This is a genomic window from Streptomyces sp. NPDC058534, assembly GCF_042717365.1.
Taxonomy (GTDB): domain Bacteria; phylum Actinomycetota; class Actinomycetes; order Streptomycetales; family Streptomycetaceae; genus Streptomyces.
Genome location: NZ_JBHXNW010000049.1, coordinates 17,837 through 35,056 on the forward strand (window position 1 = coordinate 17,837; position 17,220 = coordinate 35,056).

Genomic DNA, 17,220 nt, shown 5'->3' on the forward strand with positions numbered 1-17,220 from the left:
CCGGGCAGCTTCAGCAGGTCACCGGCCTGGTCTCGCCGCTGTTCGGCGCCGTCCCCGCCCTGGGCCGACCCCCCGCGGCCGGCGCGCTCAGCCGCCGGCCGCCAGGAACTGGGTCGCCGCCAGCTCCGCGTACAGCGGATCCGCGGTGACCAGTTCCCTGTGTGTGCCGACCGCGCGGACGCGCCCCGCGTCCATCACCACGATCCGGTCGGCCGTCGTCACCGTGGACAGCCGGTGGGCGACGACCAGCACCGTCGTCGTCCGGGCCACCTCGGCCACGGTGTCGCGCAACGCCGCCTCGTTCACCGCGTCCAGCTGCGAGGTGGCCTCGTCGAGCAGCAGCAGCCGGGGGCGGCGCAGCAGCGCGCGGGCGATGGCCACGCGCTGACGCTCCCCGCCGGACAGCTTGGTGCCGCGATGCCCCACCAGCGTCTCCAGACCGTTCGGCAGCCGGCCGACCAGAGTGTCGAGGCGGGTGGTCTTCAGGACCGTACGGACGGCGTCCTCGTCCGCCTCGGGACTGCCCAGCAGCAGGTTGTCCCGCAGTGAGCCGGACAGCACCGGGGCGTCCTGCTCCACATAGCCGATCGAGGCCCGCAGCGCGGCCAGTTCCCACTCCGCCAGGTTCCGGCCGTCCAGCGTGATCTCCCCGGACCCCGGGTCGTAGAACCGCTCGATGAGCGAGAACACGGTGGTCTTCCCCGCGCCCGAAGGGCCGACGAACGCCGTCAGCCCCCGGCCCGGCACGTCGAAGGTCACCCCGTGGTGGATGTACGGCAGATCCTCGGCGTAGCGGAAGCGGACGTCGCGGAAGGAGACGGACGCCGGTTCCGCGCCCGGTGAGGGCAGCGGGGCGGGGCGGAGCGTCGGCTCCGCGGGCAGCCGCATCGCGTCCTGGATCCGGGCGAGCGCCGCCCGCCCCGTCTGGTACTGCGTGACCGCGCCGACGACCTGCTGTATCGGTGACATCAGATAGAAGACGAACAGCAGGAACGCCACCAGCGTGCCGACGTCGATCGCATCCGTCGCCACCCGCGCCCCGCCCACCGCGAGCACCGTGATGAACGCGATCTGCATCGCCAGCCCCGCGGTATTGCCCGCGGCGGCCGACCACTTGGCGGCCCGCACGCTCTGCCGCCACGACTCCTCGGCGGCCTCGTGCAGCGCCCGTTCCTCCCGGGGCTCGGCGCCGGACGCCTTCACCGTGCGCAGCGCGCCCAGGATCCGCTCCAGCGCGGCGCCCATCACCCCGACCGCGTCCTGCGCCTGCCGGCTCGCCCGGTTGATGCGCGGCACGATCAGGCCCAGCACCATGCCGGCCCCCACGACCACCGCCAGCGTGACCCCGAGGAGCACCGGGTCGACCACGCCCATCATCACCAGCGTCGCCACCAGCGTGAGCCCGCCGGTGCCGAGGCCGATCAGGGAGTCGGTGGTGACCTCGCGCAGCAGGGTGGTGTCGGAGGTGATCCGCGCCATCAGGTCGCCGGGCTCGGTGCGGTCCACCGCCGGGACGCGCAGCCGCAGCAGATACGACGACAGCGTGCGCCGCGCCCCGAGGACCACCGACTCGGCGGTGCGCCGCAGCACGTACGAACCGAGCGCGCCGAGCGCCGCGTTGGCGACCACGAGCCCCGACATGGCGAGCAGCGCACCGGTGATGGCCCGGTCGTGCGCCAGGTCGTCGATCAGCTCCCGCGCCACCAGCGGCAGCAGCAGGCCCGTGCCGCCCGTGACCAGCGAGAGCAGGGCGCCCGCGAACAGGGCGCGCCGGTGCGGCCGTACGTACGACAGGAGAAGCCGCCAGACGGGCGGACCGGCTTCCGGATCGGCGGCGCTCACGGGACTCCTTCGGCAGGCGGGCGACGCCTCAGGCTACGTGGGCCCGGCACGCCGCCGAAGCGCCCCTCACCGATCTGTTGCGCGTAGGGTCGGGAGGGACGCTGAACGGCCGAGGAAAGGGTCACAAGCATGGCGCAGGAAGTACGCGGCGTGATCGCACCGGGCAAGGACGAGCCGGTCCGGATCGAGACGATCGTCGTGCCCGATCCCGGCCCGGGCGAGGCCGTGGTCAAGGTACAGGCCTGCGGGGTGTGCCACACCGACCTGCACTACAAGCAGGGCGGCATCAGCGACGACTACCCCTTCCTGCTCGGCCACGAGGCCGCGGGCGTCGTGGAGTCGGTCGGCGCCGGCGTCACCGACGTGGCCCCCGGCGACTTCGTGATCCTCAACTGGCGTGCCGTGTGCGGCACCTGCCGGGCCTGTCTGCGCGGACGCCCCTGGTACTGCTTCGACACCCACAACGCCGAGCAGAGGATGACCCTCGCCTCGACCGGCCAGGAGCTGTCCCCGGCCCTCGGCATCGGCGCCTTCGCCGAGAAGACCCTGGTCGCCGCCGGACAGTGCACCAAGGTCGACCCGGCCGTCTCCGCGCAGGTGGCCGGTCTGCTGGGCTGCGGGGTGATGGCCGGCATCGGCGCCGCCATCAACACCGGCAACGTCGGCCGCGGTGACACCGTCGCCGTCATCGGCTGCGGCGGCGTCGGCGACGCGGCGATCGCCGGTTCCCACCTGGCCGGGGCGGCGAAGGTGATCGCCGTGGACATCGACGACCGCAAGCTGGAGACCGCCCGCTCCATGGGCGCCACCCACACCGTCAACTCCCGCGAGACCGACCCCGTCGAGGCGATCCGCGAACTGACCGGCGGATTCGGCGCCGACGTCGTCATCGAGGCGGTCGGCCGTCCCGAGACCTACCGGCAGGCCTTCTACGCCCGCGACCTGGCCGGCACGGTCGTCCTGGTCGGCGTACCGACGCCCGAGATGAAGCTGGAACTGCCGCTGCTGGACGTCTTCGGGCGCGGCGGTTCGCTGAAGTCGTCCTGGTACGGCGACTGCCTGCCCTCCCGCGACTTCCCGATGCTCATCGACCTGCACCTCCAGGGCCGCCTCGCGCTGGACAAGTTCGTCACCGAGACCATCCGGCTCGACGAGGTCGAGCAGGCCTTCGACCGGATGCACGCCGGCGACGTGCTCCGCTCGGTGGTGGTGCTCTGATGTCCGCCCGCATCGAACGCCTCGTCACCTCCGGCCAGTTCATGCTCGACGGCGGCACCTGGGACGTCGACAACAACGTCTGGCTGGTCGGCGACGACCACGAGGTGGTCGTCATCGACGCCGCCCATGACGCCGACGCGATCGCCGAGGCCGTCGGCGACCGGCGCCTGACCGCCATCGTCTGCACCCACGGCCACAACGACCACGTGGGCGCGGCGCCCGCCCTGGCCGACCGCACCGGCGCCACCATCTGGCTGCACCGCGACGACCTGCCGCTGTGGCGGCAGACCCACCCCGACCGGGACCCCGACGCCTGGCTGACCGACGGCCAGGTCATCGAGGCCGCAGGCGCCGACCTGACCGTCCTGCACACCCCCGGACACGCCCCCGGCGCGGTCTGCCTGTACGACCCCGGTCTCGGCACCGTCTTCACCGGCGACACCCTCTTCCAGGGCGGCCCCGGCGCCACCGGACGGTCCTACTCCCACTTCCCGACCATCATCGACTCGATCCGCGACCGCCTGCTGGTGCTCCCGCCGGAGACCGAGGTCCGCACCGGCCACGGCGACCCGACCACCATCGGCGCCGAGGCACCGCACCTGAAGGAGTGGATCGACCGGGGGCACTGACCCCTAGGGCCTGTCTGACAATTCCCTCCCCCAGCCTCCGGCCGGGTGGTGCCCCCAGCCTCGCGACGCCATGCACGCACTCTCGCCGCACCGGGCGCAGAGCCAAGTACATCCAGTACGAGGCTCTACGCCCGGCACTCCCCCAGCCTCCGGCCGGGGGGACCCCCAGAGCACGCACCTGACGCCGCGAGGCCGCCCTCCGGGCGACGACGGGAATTGTCAGACAGGCCCTAGCGGACACGCGGAAAAGGTGACAGAAGATGTCCGGCTTCCCGTGCACTCTCGAACACGACAGCACTCGTGCGGGAGAGGAACAGGAAACGGACATGGCAGGGTCACCGAACAGGCCGCTGGCGGGCAGGGTCGCACTCGTCGCGGGAGCCACCCGGGGCGCCGGACGCGGCATCGCCGTCGAACTGGGCGCGGCGGGCGCCACCGTCTACGTCACCGGCCGCAGCACCCGCGCCCGGCGCTCGGAGTACGACCGCCCCGAGACCATCGAGGACACCGCCGACCTGGTCACCGAGGCCGGCGGGCACGGCATCGCGGTGCCCGCCGACCACCTCGACCCGGAGCAGGTCGCCCGGCTCGTCGACCGCATCGCCCGCGAGCAGGCCCGCCTCGACATCCTGGTCAACGACATCTGGGGCGGCGAGAACCTCTTCGAATGGGACAGCCCCGTGTGGGAGCACGACCTCGACAAGGGGCTGCGGCTGCTGCGCCTCGCGGTCGAGACGCACGCCGTCACCAGCCACCACGCCCTGCCGCTGCTGCTGCGCGCTTCCGGCGGACTGGTCGTAGAGGTCACCGACGGCACCGACGACTACAACCGCGACCACTACCGAGTCTCCTTCTTCTACGACCTGGCCAAGACGTCCGTCCTGCGCATGGCCTTCGCCCTGGGCCACGAACTCGGACCGCGCGGCGCCACGGCCGTGGCGCTGACCCCGGGCTGGCTGCGCTCGGAGCTCATGCTCGACCACTTCGGCGTGCGCGAGGAGAACTGGCGCGACGCCCTCGACCGCGTCCCCCACTTCGCCATCTCCGAGACGCCCCGCTACGTGGGCCGCGCCGTGGCCGCGCTGGCCGCCGACCCGGACGTGGCGCGGTTCAACGGCCGCTCCCTCTCCAGCGGGGGCCTCGCCCAGGAGTACGGCTTCACCGACCTCGACGGCAGCCGCCCGGACGCCTGGCGCTACCTCGTCGAGGTCCAGGACGCCGACCGGCCGGCCGACGTCACCGGGTATCGCTGACGGGCGGCAGCGGCCACCGGGCCCCGTGACCCGGCGGCAGGGCCAGATCCTCGCGCACAGCAGCGTAGTAGCCCTCCCGCGCGCCACGGTGCCGCTCAAGGAGCGTCTCCCAGGCGGCGGGGTCGCGCGTCTCCTCGCGCAGGAAACGCTCCATGTCGAGGACCGCGACGACCCATACCCGCGCCTTCTCCACCACCTGCCTGCTGCCCAGCAGAAGCAGCGCCTCCCCGGCGGGATCCCGCGAGAGCGCCGCCTCGGCCTGCGCGGCGGCGGCATCGCGCGGGGCGAGGGGGTGCGGGTGCGGGTCGTTGCCGAGGTGGGCGGCTATCCGGTAGGTCAGCGTGACCGAGGTCTTCAGGACCCGCGCGTAGTCGGCGTACACCGCCAGCCTGCGCTCCTCCCAGCGGGCCTCGGTCTCCCGCCGGAGCCGGGCCCGGTCGCTGCGGACCACGGCGAGATACGAACCGAGCGCGCCGATCACGACGCCCAGGAGCGCGGGGAGTTGCTGCAGGAATTCGGACATGGCGGCACGGTAGCCGCCCGATGATCGCCGCGGTACTACGGTCGGGCCCATGACGGACATCAGGCGCTTCACGGACCACGGAGTACTCGTCACCGGCGCCGCCCGGGGCATCGGTGCGGCCACCGCACGCCGGTTGGCCACCGAGGGGGCGAAGGTGCTGCTGACCGACGTCGACCTGCCCGCGGCCCGGCGCACGGCGGACGCGCTGACCGAACAGGGGCTCACCGCCGAGGCGTTCGCCTGCGACGTGAGCGACCGGGCGTCCGTCGAAGCGGCCGTCGCGCACGCCGTGGACACGTTCGGCGCACTCGACGTACTGGTCAACAACGCCTACGCCTGCACCCCCGACGCCCCGCTCTTCGAGGACGAACCCGACGAGGTCTGGGCCCGCGACCTCGACGTCACCCTCACCGGCGCCTACCGCTGCTGCCGGGCCGCACTGCCCCACCCAGGGCCTGTCCGGCGGATCATGCCGCAGACGCGGGGTCTGGCACGCCCATCTGCGGCGTTGTCGTCGGTTGTCAACGCTCCGCGTTGCCGCCCTCCTCCGCCTTGCAGATGGACGCACCAGACCCCGCTCACGGACGTCGAAGAGGTGCCCCGGCTTTCCTGCGACCTGATCCGCCGGACAGGCCCTGGCGGCCACCGGACGCGGCGCGATCGTGAGCGTCGGCTCGGTCAACGGCGTCCAGGACTTCGGCAACCACGCCTACAGCGCCGCCAAGGCCGGCCTGGGCTCGCTGACCCGCACCCTCGCCGGACACGCCGCCGCGCGCGGCGTCCGCGTCAACCTCGTGACGCCGGGCACGGTGCGCACCACGGCCTGGGAGGGCCGGGACGAGGAACTGGCGGCGGTACGGGACCTGTACCCGCTGGGCCGGGTCGGCGAGCCGGAGGACATCGCGGCGGCCGTCGCCTTCCTGGCCTCGCGCGACGCGTCGTGGGTCACCGGCACCACACTGGCGGTCGACGGCGGCCTGACCGCGGTCAACACGGGGTTCCGGCAGGCCATGCGCGAGTGGGGCGAGACGGACTGACGGGCGCCGGAACCCCGGTGGCGTTTGTCACGCTTTCGTGGCGAGTGGGCGCGCCAGGGCAACCGAATCCGCCCGGCGGCTGTCTATCAGACCGGGGGCGCACCACGGCGACTTCCCACCACGTCACCGCTTCTTCGCGAAAGGCCGGCCATGGGGGACATACGCAGACGAGCAGTCGTCGCACTCGGGGTCACCGCACTGGTGGCACCGCTCACACTCGTGCTCACGGCCGCGCCGGCCCAGGCCGCGAGCTGCACCGCGACGACGGGTACGCACCAGAAGAAGGTGGAGAAGTTCCTCGGCCGCCCGGCCGACGGCAAGCAGTCCACCGCCGACTGCAAGGCCATCCGCGCCTTCCAGACCAAGCACGGCATCACGCCGAACGCCGGCTACGCGGGACCCATCACCTGGGGCGTGATGGACCTGATGACGAAGCAGAAGGCCGTCGGCAAGAACCCGAACAAATCCGGCAAATGCCCGGTCAACAAGGGCCGTATCGCCTGCGTCGACCTCACCCTTCAGCTGAGCTGGATCCAGGACGGCAAGAAGCTGGTGTACGGCCCGGTGCCGGTCCGCACCGGGCGCAACGGCTACGAGACCCGCACCGGCCTGAAGAAGGTCTACTGGCGCAATCTCAACCACCACTCGACCATCTACGACGTGCCGATGCCCTACAGCCAGTTCTTCGACGGCGGCCAGGCCTTCCACTCCGTGGGCGTCAGTGTGTGGAGCCCGCCGGGCTCGCACGGCTGCGTCAACATGACGAAGACCGACGCCAAGAAGTACTGGTCGCTGCTGAAGAAGAACGACGACGTCTACGTGTACGGCCGCAAGCCGGGCACCTGAGAGGGACGGGCACCCGGCTCGCGCGGCGGCCTCACGGCTGGGGCGCGTCCCCGAAGTCCGGGATCTCCAGCCTGACCCCGCCCTGCCGCGCGGACTCGTGCGCGACGATGCCCGGCAGGGTGTAGCGGGCGGCGGCCCACGCGTTCACGGACGGCAGGGTCCGGGAGTTCACGGCGGTCACGAAGTCGTCCACCAGGAAGTGGTGGCTGCCCTCGTGGCCGTTGTGCATGTGGTCGAACGCCCGGGGCAGCCGCGCCCGGTCGTGCACCGGTGCCGAACCCGAGGTGAAGGCGGCCCGCAGCTCCGGCGCGATGTGCTGGAGCGAGGGGTCGTCCGGCGCCATGGTCGGCTTGGGCTCCAGCAGCTCGCTGATGTCCTCGACCCCGGTCTTGTCCTGCCACAGCGCCACGGTCGCCAGCTGCTCCATGCTCGCCTCCGTGCCGAAGAACCGGAAACGGGACTCCCGGATGTGCGAGGGGTAGCCGACCCGGCGGAACTCGTTGGTGCGGAACGACCCGCCGCCGGCCACCTCGAACAGCGCCGTCGCGTTGGAGACGTCGTTGTCGAACCGGCTGACCGACCGGTCGAAGACACCGTCGCCCCGCTCGTCCACCACACCGAGCGCCGAGACGCTCACCGCGTGCGTCCCCCACGCGCCCAGCACCCCGCCCACCGAGTGCGTGGGGTACAGCAGCGGCGGATAGCTGGCGGTGGCCTTCCACCCCTCGCCACCGCTGTACTGGTACGCCTCGTAGAAGCCCAGGTCCATGTCGTGGACGTAGTCGCCCTCGGCGTAGAACAGCCGCCCGAAGGCACCCTCGGCGATCTTGTTGCGGGCGTGCACGGTCGCCGGGTTGTACTGGCTGGTCTCACCCATCATGTACGCCAGCCCGGTCGCCTTGACCGCGTCGATGATCTCCGCGATCTCCTGCGTACTGATCGCCATGGGGACCGCCGAGTACACGTGCTTGCCCGCGGCCAGGCCCTGGAGGACCAGCGGGCCGTGGGTCCAGCGCTGGGTGAAGACCGCGACGGCGTCGACCGCCGGGGACTCCAGCATCGCCTCGTAGCCGGGGAAGGTGCCGGCGAGGCCTTCGGCGGCGGCGAGCCGCTCGGCCCGCTCCGGCAGCAGGTCGGTGACGTACACGTCGCGCACGCCCGGGTGGGCCAGGAACAGCCTGGCGAACTGGCCGGAGAACTGGCCGGCACCGACGATGCCGAGGGAGAACGTCATGGATGGCGTGCCCTTCACTGGTCGTATATCTGGTCGTATATCTGGTCGCGTCACTGGTCGCGTCACTGGTCGCGTCACTGGTCGAGGATGAGATTGATCTGGTCGTTGGTCGCGTCGAGGCTGCCGACCGGCTTGCCGCCGCCGTAGATGTCCTGCATGGCGGGTTGCATGAGGGCCAGCACGTCCGCGGCGTTGTCCGTGATCGGGTAGGTGAAGGTCCGGAAGCTCTCCGTGTCGTCGACGGGCCGGGTGAAGGCCGAGACGTCGACGCCCTTCTTCTCGTACGCGGCGACGGCCGCGTCGGTGCCCTCCGGCGTGGCCGGGAAGACGATGCCGTACCGGCCCACGGTGCGCTGGCACTCGTCGGAGGCCAGGTACTTCACCCATTTCAGGGCGCCCGGCTTGTTGCGGGCGTTCTTGGTGACGGAGTCCGCGAGGCCGTTCATCATCGTGGCCCGTTCGCCGGTCGGGCCGGCCGGGTTGACGGCGGTGGCGATGTCCATGTCGGGGAGACCGGCGTACGTCGAGATCATCCACGCCCCGTCGAAGGCCGCCGCCGCCCGGCCCGCGGCCACCTGCGCGTTGGCCGGGTTGGACTGGGAGCTGTAGTCGCTGAGCGGGGCCATGTAGCCCTTGTCCGCCAGCCCGAAGTACCAGTCGACGACCGACTGGAAGGTGGCGTCGTCGTACCGGTACTCGGTGCCCCACCGCTCCTTGTCGGTGTAGGTCCAGCCCGCGGACGCGGCGAAGGTGCTCCAGGTGGTCTGGCCGTCGCCGTCCCCGCCGCCGCCCGAGGCGAGGCCGTAGACTTTGACGTTGTCCTTGTCGAAGCCGGGTTCGTCGCCCCGCCTGCCCCGCTCGTCCACGGTCAGGTGCGCGACGGCCTTCTCGAAGGTGCCGCCGTCCTCCGGGTTCCAGGAGAGGCCGTTCAGGTCCTGGGCACCGAGCCCCGCGTCCTTCGCCATCCGCTCGTTGTAGAAGAGGGCGACGGTGTCCCAGTCCTTCGGGGCGCCGTAGCGGTGACCGTCCCGGCCCAGCCAGCCGGCGGCCAGGCCCGGCTGGTAGTCGGCGTCCTCGATGCCGAGGCCGTCCAGCGGTTCCAGCACCTCCAGGTCGGCGAACTGGCCGAACTTCTGGACGTGGTCGGTGAACACGTCCGGCTGGGTGCCCGCGATGAAGCTCGCGGTGAGCTTGGTCCAGTAGTCGTCCCAGCCCATCTGGGTGATCTTCACGTCCAGGCCCGGATTGCGCCGCTCGAAGCCCTTCGCGCACGCCTGGTACGCGGGCAGCTGGTTGGCGTCCCAGAGCCAGTACGTGACCGTGTTCCCGGAGGCCCCGGTGGAGCCGCCCTGCGCGCAGCCGCTCACCAGGGACAGTGTCAGCGCCCCGGTCAGCGCCGCGACCGTACGAAATCGCATGCCCGTCCCCTTACTTGATGCCGGTGAAGCCGATGGTGCTGACGATGCGGCGCGCGAAGACGCCGAAGAGCAGCAGCATCGGCAGTGCCGCGATGAGCGTGGCCGCCATCAGCCCCGACCAGTCGGTGCCGGTCTGCGGGCTCTGGGCGCGGAAGACGGCCAGCGCCACGGTCAGCACGCGTGAGCTGTCGCTGTAGGAGACCATCAGCGGCCAGAAGTAGTCGTTCCAGGACGTGATGTACGTCAGTACGGACAGTGTCAGGACGGGTGTCGAGGCCATCGGCAGCAGGACCCGGAAGAAGACCCGCACCTTGCCCGCGCCGTCCAGCAGGGCCGCCTCCTCCACCTCCCGGGGGATGTTCATGAAGAACTGCCGCAGGAAGAACACCGCGAAGGGCGTCATGAACATCGTCGGCAGGGCGATGCCCAGCAGCGAGTCCACCAGGCCGAGTTCCTTGATGAGTACGAAGTTCGGCAGCAGGGTGAAGATGGCCGGCACCATCAGCCCGGCCAGGAACAGGGCGAACACCCTGTCCCGGCCCCGCCAGCGCAGCCGGGCGAAGGCGTAGGCGGCCATCGCGGAGAAGAGGATCTGGGAGACGGTGATCAGGGTCGAGACGAGCACCGAGTTGAGCAGGTACCGCCAGAACTTGAGCCCGCCGCCCGCTCCGCCCTGCGCGATCGCCTCCTCGGCGGACTGCAGGCCCAGGGCCCGTTCGAAGCCGCCGGTGGTCGGGTCGACCGGCAGCGGGTCGGCCGGGTGCGCGGCCAGTCCCGTGTTGGTGGACAGCGCGGTGCGCAGGATCCAGTAGAACGGCAGCAGGGTGATGAGCACGATCGCGGCCAGCACCGTCCAGGCCACGATCCGCCCGGGGGCGAGGCGGCGCCCGTCGCGCCGTGGCGTCGCCGGGCCGGCCGCGGGGGCCGTCCGGGCCACCGGGGGCGTGCCGGCCACGGAGGTCGTCTCGGTCGTCTCGGTCATCTCGGTCTCCTCTCCGTCAGCCGAGGTCGGTCTGTCCGGCCCGGGTGAGCCGGTACTGGACGAAGGTGATGGCGCTCAGCACGACGAGCAGCGCGACGGACATGGCCGAGGCGTAGCCGAACTGGAAGCGGCCGAAGGCGGCGCCGTAGATGTAGTACTGGAGCACGTTGGTGGCGTTCGCCGGGCCGCCGGCGGTGGTCACGGCGACCGTGTCGAAGACCTGGAACGAACCGATCACCGTCATGATCAGGACGACCGCGAGGACCGGCCGCAGCAACGGCATCGTGATCCGCCAGAACATCCGCCACTCGCTCGCGCCGTCCACCTTCGCGGCCTCGTACATGTCGTTCGGGATGGCCTGGAGCCCCGCGAACAGCAGCAGCGCGGTGTAGCCCACGTGCCGCCACACGTTGATGAGCGCGATGACCGGGACCGCCCAGGTCTCGTCGGCCAGGAACGCGATGCGGTCGAGACCCAGGCCGGCGATGATCTCGTTGCCGATGCCGAGCTGGGTGTCCAGGATCCACAGCCAGACGATGCCGGCCACCACGTTGGACATCAGGTACGGCGTGAGCACGATCCCGCGCAGCACCGAGGACTGCGTCAGCCGCTGGAGCAGGACGGCGATGGCCAGGGCCGAGACCGTCTGCACGCCGATGTTGATGACCACGTAGACGACGGTCACCCGCAGCGAGTCCCAGAAGATGGGGTCGTGGACCATCCGTACGTAGTTGTCCAGGCCCACCCACTCCGCCGGAGTCAGCAGGTTGAAGCTGGTGAAGCTGAGATAGACGCCGCGCAGGGTCGGCCAGAGGAGGAAGACCACGAAGCCCAGGAGCGCCGGTGCGACGAACAGGGCGGCGAGGCGTCCGTCACCCCGAGGGCGGGACGGCGGACTGTTGGAGACGACGGTCATCGTGGGACTCCCTCGCAGGGGCGGCGGCTCGTCCTGGCGCCACTTACTTTTGGTGCGGAACAATTAATTCGTCAAGAGGTGGGCAACCATCTTTTGCGGGCCAACATCTCGGTCGTAGTCTGGCCACGTTGTTTCCGGTGCAGAAAAAAGGGGTTCGATCGTCATGACCGTAGCCGCCTCCAGCTGGCCTCCGCTGAGCCCCGGTGAGCGTTCCGTGGCGATCGAGGTGCTCGTGCACGGCCCGCTGTCCCGGACCGAGATCGCCCGGCGGCTGGGTCTGTCGCCCGGCAGCCTCACCCGGCTGACCAAGCCGCTCATCGAGTCGCGCCTGCTGGTGGAGGTCCCCGAGGCGGGCGCCGTGGCCGGGGTGCGGCAGGGGCGCCCCTCCCAGCCGCTCGACGTGGTCGCGGACTCCCGCTACTTCGTCGGCTTCAAGATCACCCAGGACATGGTCTACGGCGTCGTCACCACCCTCCGCAGCGAGATCGTCGCCCGGCACGACCGCCCGCTGACCACCCGCGACCCCGGCGAGGCCGCCGCGCTGCTGGCCCGGATGACCGACGAGCTGTCGCGCGGGCGCCCGGGGGTCGCCGGGATCGGCATCGGCGTCGGCGGACTCGTCGAGGACCGTGCCGTGGTCGGCGAGTCACCCTTTCTGGGCTGGCGGGGCGTGCCGCTCGCCGCACTCGTCGAGGAGCGGACCGGGCTGCCGGTCGTCGTGGAGAACGACACGGCCGCCTTCGTGGAGGCCGAGACCTGGTTCGGGGCGGGGCGCGGTCTGGACCGGTTCGTCGTCCTCACCATCGGCGCCGGCATCGGCTACGGGCTCGTGCTCGGCGGCAGGCGGGTGCCGTACGCCGGGGACGAGGACCGGGGCTTCGGGCGGCACTGGATCGTCGACCCGCACGGCCCGCTCACCCCCGACGGGCGGCGCGGCAGCGCCGTGTCGCTGCTGACCATCCCCAACATCCGCTACCAGGTCCGGGCGGCCACCGGACGTGACCTGACCTGGGAGGAGATCCTCGCGGCCGCCGCCGCTGGGGAGCGCATGGCCGCCCGGGTGATCGCGGAGGCCGGACGCGCCCTGGGCACCCTGGTGGCCCAGATCGCCAACTTCGTGATGCCGCAGAAGATCCTGCTCGCGGGGGAGGGGGTGGGGCTGATGGACGTGGCCGGAAAGGCGGTGGAGGACGCCGTCCGCGACAACCGGCACCCGCAGGCCGCACCGGTCGCCCTGGAGACCAAGGTGTCCGACTTCCACGACTGGGCGCGCGGCGCGGCCGTGCTGGCCATCCAGGTACTGGTGCTGGGGGCCGCGCAGGCCTGAAGTCGGCACCCGTGTGCGGTGGAACACACGCGGCGGTAACGAACTCGCAGGTGGGCCTTGACAGATGAGTAAATCGACGTGACCAGCAACACGGTCCGATATGTCCGTTTGGCTCGCGATTACTCACATCGTCTTCACGCCCGGCGCCGTATGCTTCACAGCATGTCCACCACTGTTGAACCCTCCTCCGAGCGATCGGCTGCCGAGGTCAACGAGGAGATCCGGGCCCTCTGGCTCCGGTCGGGCGGGACACTGAGCGTCGAGCAGCGCGCGGAGTACCAGCGGCTCGTCACGGAGTGGGCCGGCGCGGCCCCTGAGTCCGTGAAGGCAGCCTGACCGCCGTCTGAGGCTCCTCGGCGCATCGGAGCCCCCGGCCCGCGGCATCCGCACCAAGCGGACGCCCTTCTCGTTGCACCCCCGGCTCAGCCCCACGTCGCCGAGTAGTGCCGCCGGTACGCCTTGCGGTCCGCCTCGGCACGGATCCACCGCGTGGCCACCAGGGCCAGCAGGCTGCCCGCCACGACCAGCAGACCCGGGCCCACGTTGCGGCGGTCCGTCAGCCGGGCGAGCAGCGTCGAGCCGTCGACGCCCGTCACGGGAGCCGTCGCCCCCGGTGCCGCGGCACCGGGCGCGCCGCCACCGGCGGCCGGCGCCGAGGGCGCGGCGCCCGGCCCGGACCCCTGCTGCCCGGCGACGATCAGGCGGACGCCGAGCGACTCCATGGCCTCCGGCAGCGGCTGGAAGAACGTCGTACCGCCCTTCGCGCAGTCGCCGTTGCCGCCCGAGGTCACTCCCAGCGCCACACCCTCGGAGAACATCGGCCCACCGCTGTCCCCGGGTTCGGCGCACACGTCGGTCTCGATCAGACCGGTGACCGTGCCCTCGGGGTAGTTGACCGTCGCGTCCAGCGCCGTGACCTGCCCGTCGCGCAGCCCGCTGGTGCTGCCGCTGCGGAACACCCGCTGCCCGACGGCCGGTTCACCGGTGCCGGTGATCCGCACCCCCTTGCCGTCGCCCACCGCCACCACGTCGGCGCCGTCCCCCGCCTTGCCGTTCGCGTACTCCACCAGGGAGAAGTCGTCCCCGGGGAAGCTGCCCGCGATCGTCTTGCCGACCTGCCGGTCACCCCCGCCGTCACCGAACCACACCGACCCCGTCGGCCCGCAGTGACCGGCGGTCAGGATGAAGTCGCTGCGCCCGTCGGTCACGTTGAACCCCGCCGAACAGCGCCCCGCCGTGGACAGGATCGGCTCCGCGCCGTTCAGACGCGTGGTGAACGTGCCCTCGGTGCGCTCCATGCGGACGAAACCGCCGATGCCCTCCGCCGCCCCCGTCAGCCGTGACCAGTCCGACGTGGAGACGGTGCGGTCACCGCGCACCACCACCTCGTTCGACCGGTAGTCGAGCGCCCACGCCGTGCCCGGCACCCGGGGTGCCGAACGCAGCGTCGAGGTCGCCGACCTCAGCTCCGACATGCTGTGCCGCACGACCTTCGCCTCGGCACCGGCCCGCCGCACCGTCTCGGCCGTGCGCTCGTCGGTGACCGCGACGACCGGCCGCCCGTCGGCGCCGACCCAGTGGCCCGCCGTGCGCTCGGTGCCCAGCTCCGACACCAGGCCGGCACCGGCGCCGGACGCCGTCTGCGCCAGGGTGTGCGGCGCCGCTGACACGTCGGGTGGTTCGCTCGCCACGGCCCGGGTGACCATGGTCCCCCCGACCAGGAGTCCGCCGACTGCCGCCAGCCGTGCCACTCGCCGGACCATGCGTCGTCGTGCGTGCCTCATGCGTGCGCTCCCGAACCCCGACACGCGGTGTCACCACCGCGGGGGCCTCCGGACGTCGAGCGCCCTCCTCCCATACGAGGGCGGACACCACGGTGTTCACCCGGGCAGGTGGTCACCTTTCCCCGTTCCGTCACGGCGCCCTATCTTGTGCCCATGACCCGCATCCCGCACGACCGGCCCGGTGACCCCAACCCGCTGCACGCGCTCACCCTGGACCAGCTGCGCCGCCGTACCAGCATGAAGTGGCGCACCCACCCCGCGGACGTACTGCCGCTGTGGGTGGCCGAGATGGACGTGCCGCTCGCCCCCGCCGTCGTGCGCGCGGTCACCGACGCCATGGAACTCGGCGACACCGGCTACCCCGCCGGCACCGCCTACGCCGAGGCCCTCGCGGACTTCGCCGGCAAGAGGTGGGGCTGGGACGACCTGGCGGTGGAGCGCACGGCGATCGTGCCCGACGTGATGCTGGGCATCGTCGAGATGCTCAAGCTCGTCACCGGGCCCGGCGACCCGGTGATCGTCAACTCACCGGTGTATCCGCCGTTCTACCCGTTCGTCACGCACATGGACCGGCGGGTTGTCGAGGCGCCGCTGGGTCCGGACCTGCGGATCGACTTCGGGGGACTGGAGGAGGCCTTCCGGGAGGCGGTGGCCGGCGGTGGGCGGGCCGCCTACCTGCTGTGCAGCCCGCACAACCCGACCGGCACCGTGCACACCGCCGACGAGTTGGCCGCCGTCGCCGCCCTCGCGGAACGCCACGGCGTCCGGGTCGTCGCCGACGAGATCCACGCGCCGGTCGTCACCGGGGACGCGCGGTTCGTGCCCTACCTGAGTGTGCCCGGCGCCGGGCGCGGCCTCGCGCTGATGTCCGCGTCCAAGGGCTGGAACCTGGCCGGGCTCAAGGCGGCGCTCGCCCTCGCCGGACCCGGCGCCGCCGACGACCTGGCCCGGATGCCGGAGGAGGTCGGCCACGGCCCGAGCCACGTGGGCGTGCTCGCCCACACCGCCGCCCTGCGCGACGGCACCGACTGGCTGGACGCCGTGCTCGCGGGGCTCGACGAGAACCGGCGGCTGCTCACCGGCCTGCTGGCCGAGCAGCTGCCCGGGGTCGTCCACCGTGCCGGGGAGGCGACCTACCTGGCCTGGCTCGACTGCCGCGCGCTCGGTCTGGGCGACGACCCGGCGCGGGTCTTCCTCGACCGGGGGCGGGTGGCCCTCAGCTCCGGCATCCCCTTCGGCACCGGTGGGGCGGGGCACCTGCGGCTCAACCTGGCGACCTCGCCGGAGGTGATCACGGAGGCGGTGCAGCGGATGCGGGCGGCCCTGGAGTGAGGGACGGGGTGACGGGTGGACGGTGTGAACAGGGGGCCTGGGCCTAGACTTCGGGACCATGGACGACGCGTCACTGGACCTGCTCGGCGCCGGCAAGTACCTGCTGGTCACCACCTACCGGAAGAACGGCACCCAGGTCGCCACCCCGGTGTGGGTCGTACGGGACGGGGACGGGCTCGGCGTCTGGACCGCCGCCGACTCCTGGAAGGTCAAGCGCGTCCGCAACCGCGCCGACGTCCTGATCGGCCCCTGCGACGTGCGCGGCCGGCCGACCGGCGACCAGGTGCCGGGCACGGCCGAGATCTGCGACCCGGCCACCACCGCCCGCTACCGGAAGCTGCTCGCCCGCAAGTACGGCGTCCTCGGCAGGCTCACCCTCTTCGGCAGCCGGCTGCGCCGGGGACTGGACGGCACCCTGGGCATCCGCATCACGCCCACGCCGCCCGCGCCCTGACCGGCCCTCAGGTCCAGGCCCGGTACGGCTCGTCGACCAGCTGGAAGACCGGCTCGCCCCGCACCGGGTCCTTGGCCGTGGACAGCCGCACCCGGTCGCCGCTGTGGATGCCGATGAGCGGGCCCATGACCCGGCCGCGCAGCACGAAACCCTCGGCCATCTCTATCAGGGACACGTTGCGCGCGGCGGGGCTGTTGCGGTGCACCACCGTGGCGTGGCGCACCGTGCCCGTGCCCTCGCTGCGTTCGGTCCGCAGCTCACTGCCGCGACAGACCGGGCACAGCACCCGGTGGTACATCGCGGTGCCGCACCAGGTGCAGCGCTGGAAGAAGACGGCCTCGGTGTCGGGCGCCTGCGGGTCGAGCACGCCCGTCGGGGAGCCGGCTGTCCGCTGAGCGACGTTTCCTGAGTGGTGGTACACGCTG

General features: G+C 71.9%; 16 protein-coding genes and 2 pseudogenes. 10 read left to right on the forward strand and 8 right to left on the reverse strand.

Annotated features, from left to right (window positions below):
* Positions 1–87 precede the first annotated feature (87 nt).
* Positions 88–1,842 (reverse strand): ABC transporter ATP-binding protein, encoded by a 1,755-nt coding sequence (locus tag ACFWR9_RS26950; protein WP_383846465.1) that lies wholly within the window; start codon positions 1,840–1,842, stop codon positions 88–90.
* 129 nt (positions 1,843–1,971) lie between these two features.
* Here ACFWR9_RS26950 and ACFWR9_RS26955 point away from each other — a divergent pair, with 129 nt between their 5' ends.
* From ACFWR9_RS26955 to ACFWR9_RS26965, 3 genes are all read left to right on the forward strand, one after another.
* Complete coding sequence (locus tag ACFWR9_RS26955; protein ID WP_376361461.1) at positions 1,972–3,060, forward strand: S-(hydroxymethyl)mycothiol dehydrogenase; 1,089 nt, start codon at positions 1,972–1,974, stop codon at positions 3,058–3,060.
* Positions 3,060–3,689 carry an MBL fold metallo-hydrolase gene (locus tag ACFWR9_RS26960; RefSeq protein WP_383846466.1) on the forward strand — a complete coding sequence of 210 codons (630 nt, stop codon included), beginning with the start codon at positions 3,060–3,062 and terminating at the stop codon, positions 3,687–3,689. Before ACFWR9_RS26955 ends, ACFWR9_RS26960 begins: the two co-directional genes overlap by 1 nt.
* Positions 3,690–4,015: 326 nt before the next feature.
* A complete protein-coding gene (locus ACFWR9_RS26965) occupies positions 4,016–4,942 on the forward strand; it encodes an SDR family oxidoreductase (RefSeq protein ID WP_383846467.1) in 927 nt (308 codons plus the stop codon).
* Here the strand turns inward: ACFWR9_RS26965 and ACFWR9_RS26970 are convergent.
* A complete protein-coding gene (locus ACFWR9_RS26970; RefSeq protein WP_383846468.1) occupies positions 4,926–5,465 on the reverse strand; it encodes a hypothetical protein in 540 nt (179 codons plus the stop codon). The two genes, ACFWR9_RS26965 and ACFWR9_RS26970, sit on opposite strands and share 17 nt — an antisense overlap.
* A gap of 49 nt (positions 5,466–5,514) precedes the next feature.
* On the opposite strand from ACFWR9_RS26970, the pseudogene ACFWR9_RS26975 reads away from it, so the two are divergent.
* The 3 genes and pseudogenes from ACFWR9_RS26975 to ACFWR9_RS26985 form a co-directional block, all read left to right on the forward strand.
* Positions 5,515–5,913: pseudogene (locus ACFWR9_RS26975) on the forward strand (SDR family NAD(P)-dependent oxidoreductase); the annotation flags it as partial.
* Between the two features lie 187 nt (positions 5,914–6,100).
* Positions 6,101–6,502: pseudogene (locus tag ACFWR9_RS26980) on the forward strand (SDR family NAD(P)-dependent oxidoreductase); the annotation flags it as partial.
* A 150-nt stretch (positions 6,503–6,652) separates the two neighbouring features.
* Positions 6,653–7,348: a L,D-transpeptidase family protein gene (locus ACFWR9_RS26985; protein WP_383846469.1), complete on the forward strand. Its 696-nt coding sequence runs from the start codon at positions 6,653–6,655 to the stop codon at positions 7,346–7,348.
* 31 nt (positions 7,349–7,379) lie between these two features.
* On the opposite strand, the gene ACFWR9_RS26990 is transcribed toward ACFWR9_RS26985, so the two are convergent.
* The 4 genes from ACFWR9_RS26990 to ACFWR9_RS27005 form a co-directional block, all read right to left on the reverse strand.
* Complete coding sequence (locus ACFWR9_RS26990; RefSeq protein WP_383846470.1) at positions 7,380–8,582, reverse strand: Gfo/Idh/MocA family protein; 1,203 nt, start codon at positions 8,580–8,582, stop codon at positions 7,380–7,382.
* Positions 8,583–8,656: 74 nt separating this feature from the next.
* Complete coding sequence (locus ACFWR9_RS26995) at positions 8,657–10,000, reverse strand: ABC transporter substrate-binding protein (RefSeq protein ID WP_383846471.1); 1,344 nt, start codon at positions 9,998–10,000, stop codon at positions 8,657–8,659.
* Positions 10,001–10,010: 10 nt separating this feature from the next.
* Positions 10,011–10,982, reverse strand: coding sequence for a carbohydrate ABC transporter permease (locus ACFWR9_RS27000; RefSeq protein ID WP_383846472.1), 972 nt, complete (start codon positions 10,980–10,982; stop codon positions 10,011–10,013).
* Between the two features lie 16 nt (positions 10,983–10,998).
* A complete protein-coding gene (locus ACFWR9_RS27005; RefSeq protein ID WP_383846473.1) occupies positions 10,999–11,898 on the reverse strand; it encodes a carbohydrate ABC transporter permease in 900 nt (299 codons plus the stop codon).
* Between the two features lie 163 nt (positions 11,899–12,061).
* Between ACFWR9_RS27005 and ACFWR9_RS27010 the strand changes: the two genes are divergently transcribed.
* Positions 12,062–13,225 (forward strand): ROK family protein, encoded by a 1,164-nt coding sequence (locus ACFWR9_RS27010; protein WP_383846474.1) that lies wholly within the window; start codon positions 12,062–12,064, stop codon positions 13,223–13,225.
* A 150-nt stretch (positions 13,226–13,375) separates the two neighbouring features.
* On the forward strand, positions 13,376–13,561 hold the full coding sequence (locus tag ACFWR9_RS27015; protein ID WP_383846475.1) for a hypothetical protein: 186 nt from the start codon (positions 13,376–13,378) through the stop codon (positions 13,559–13,561).
* Positions 13,562–13,647: 86 nt separating this feature from the next.
* Here the strand turns inward: ACFWR9_RS27015 and ACFWR9_RS27020 are convergent, their stop codons facing one another.
* Positions 13,648–15,009 carry a S1 family peptidase gene (locus tag ACFWR9_RS27020; RefSeq protein ID WP_383846476.1) on the reverse strand — a complete coding sequence of 454 codons (1,362 nt, stop codon included), beginning with the start codon at positions 15,007–15,009 and terminating at the stop codon, positions 13,648–13,650.
* A 153-nt stretch (positions 15,010–15,162) separates the two neighbouring features.
* On the opposite strand from ACFWR9_RS27020, the gene ACFWR9_RS27025 reads away from it, so the two are divergent.
* Together ACFWR9_RS27025 and ACFWR9_RS27030 are read left to right on the forward strand one after the other, a co-directional pair.
* The gene (locus ACFWR9_RS27025) at positions 15,163–16,341 is read left to right on the forward strand and encodes a MalY/PatB family protein (protein WP_383846477.1); all 1,179 of its coding nucleotides are present in this window, start codon (positions 15,163–15,165) and stop codon (positions 16,339–16,341) included.
* A 58-nt stretch (positions 16,342–16,399) separates the two neighbouring features.
* Positions 16,400–16,795, forward strand: coding sequence for a PPOX class F420-dependent oxidoreductase (locus tag ACFWR9_RS27030; protein ID WP_383846478.1), 396 nt, complete (start codon positions 16,400–16,402; stop codon positions 16,793–16,795).
* A 7-nt stretch (positions 16,796–16,802) separates the two neighbouring features.
* On the opposite strand, the gene ACFWR9_RS27035 is transcribed toward ACFWR9_RS27030, so the two are convergent.
* Positions 16,803–17,216 (reverse strand): Zn-ribbon domain-containing OB-fold protein, encoded by a 414-nt coding sequence (locus ACFWR9_RS27035; RefSeq protein WP_125491774.1) that lies wholly within the window; start codon positions 17,214–17,216, stop codon positions 16,803–16,805.
* Positions 17,217–17,220 lie beyond the last annotated feature (4 nt).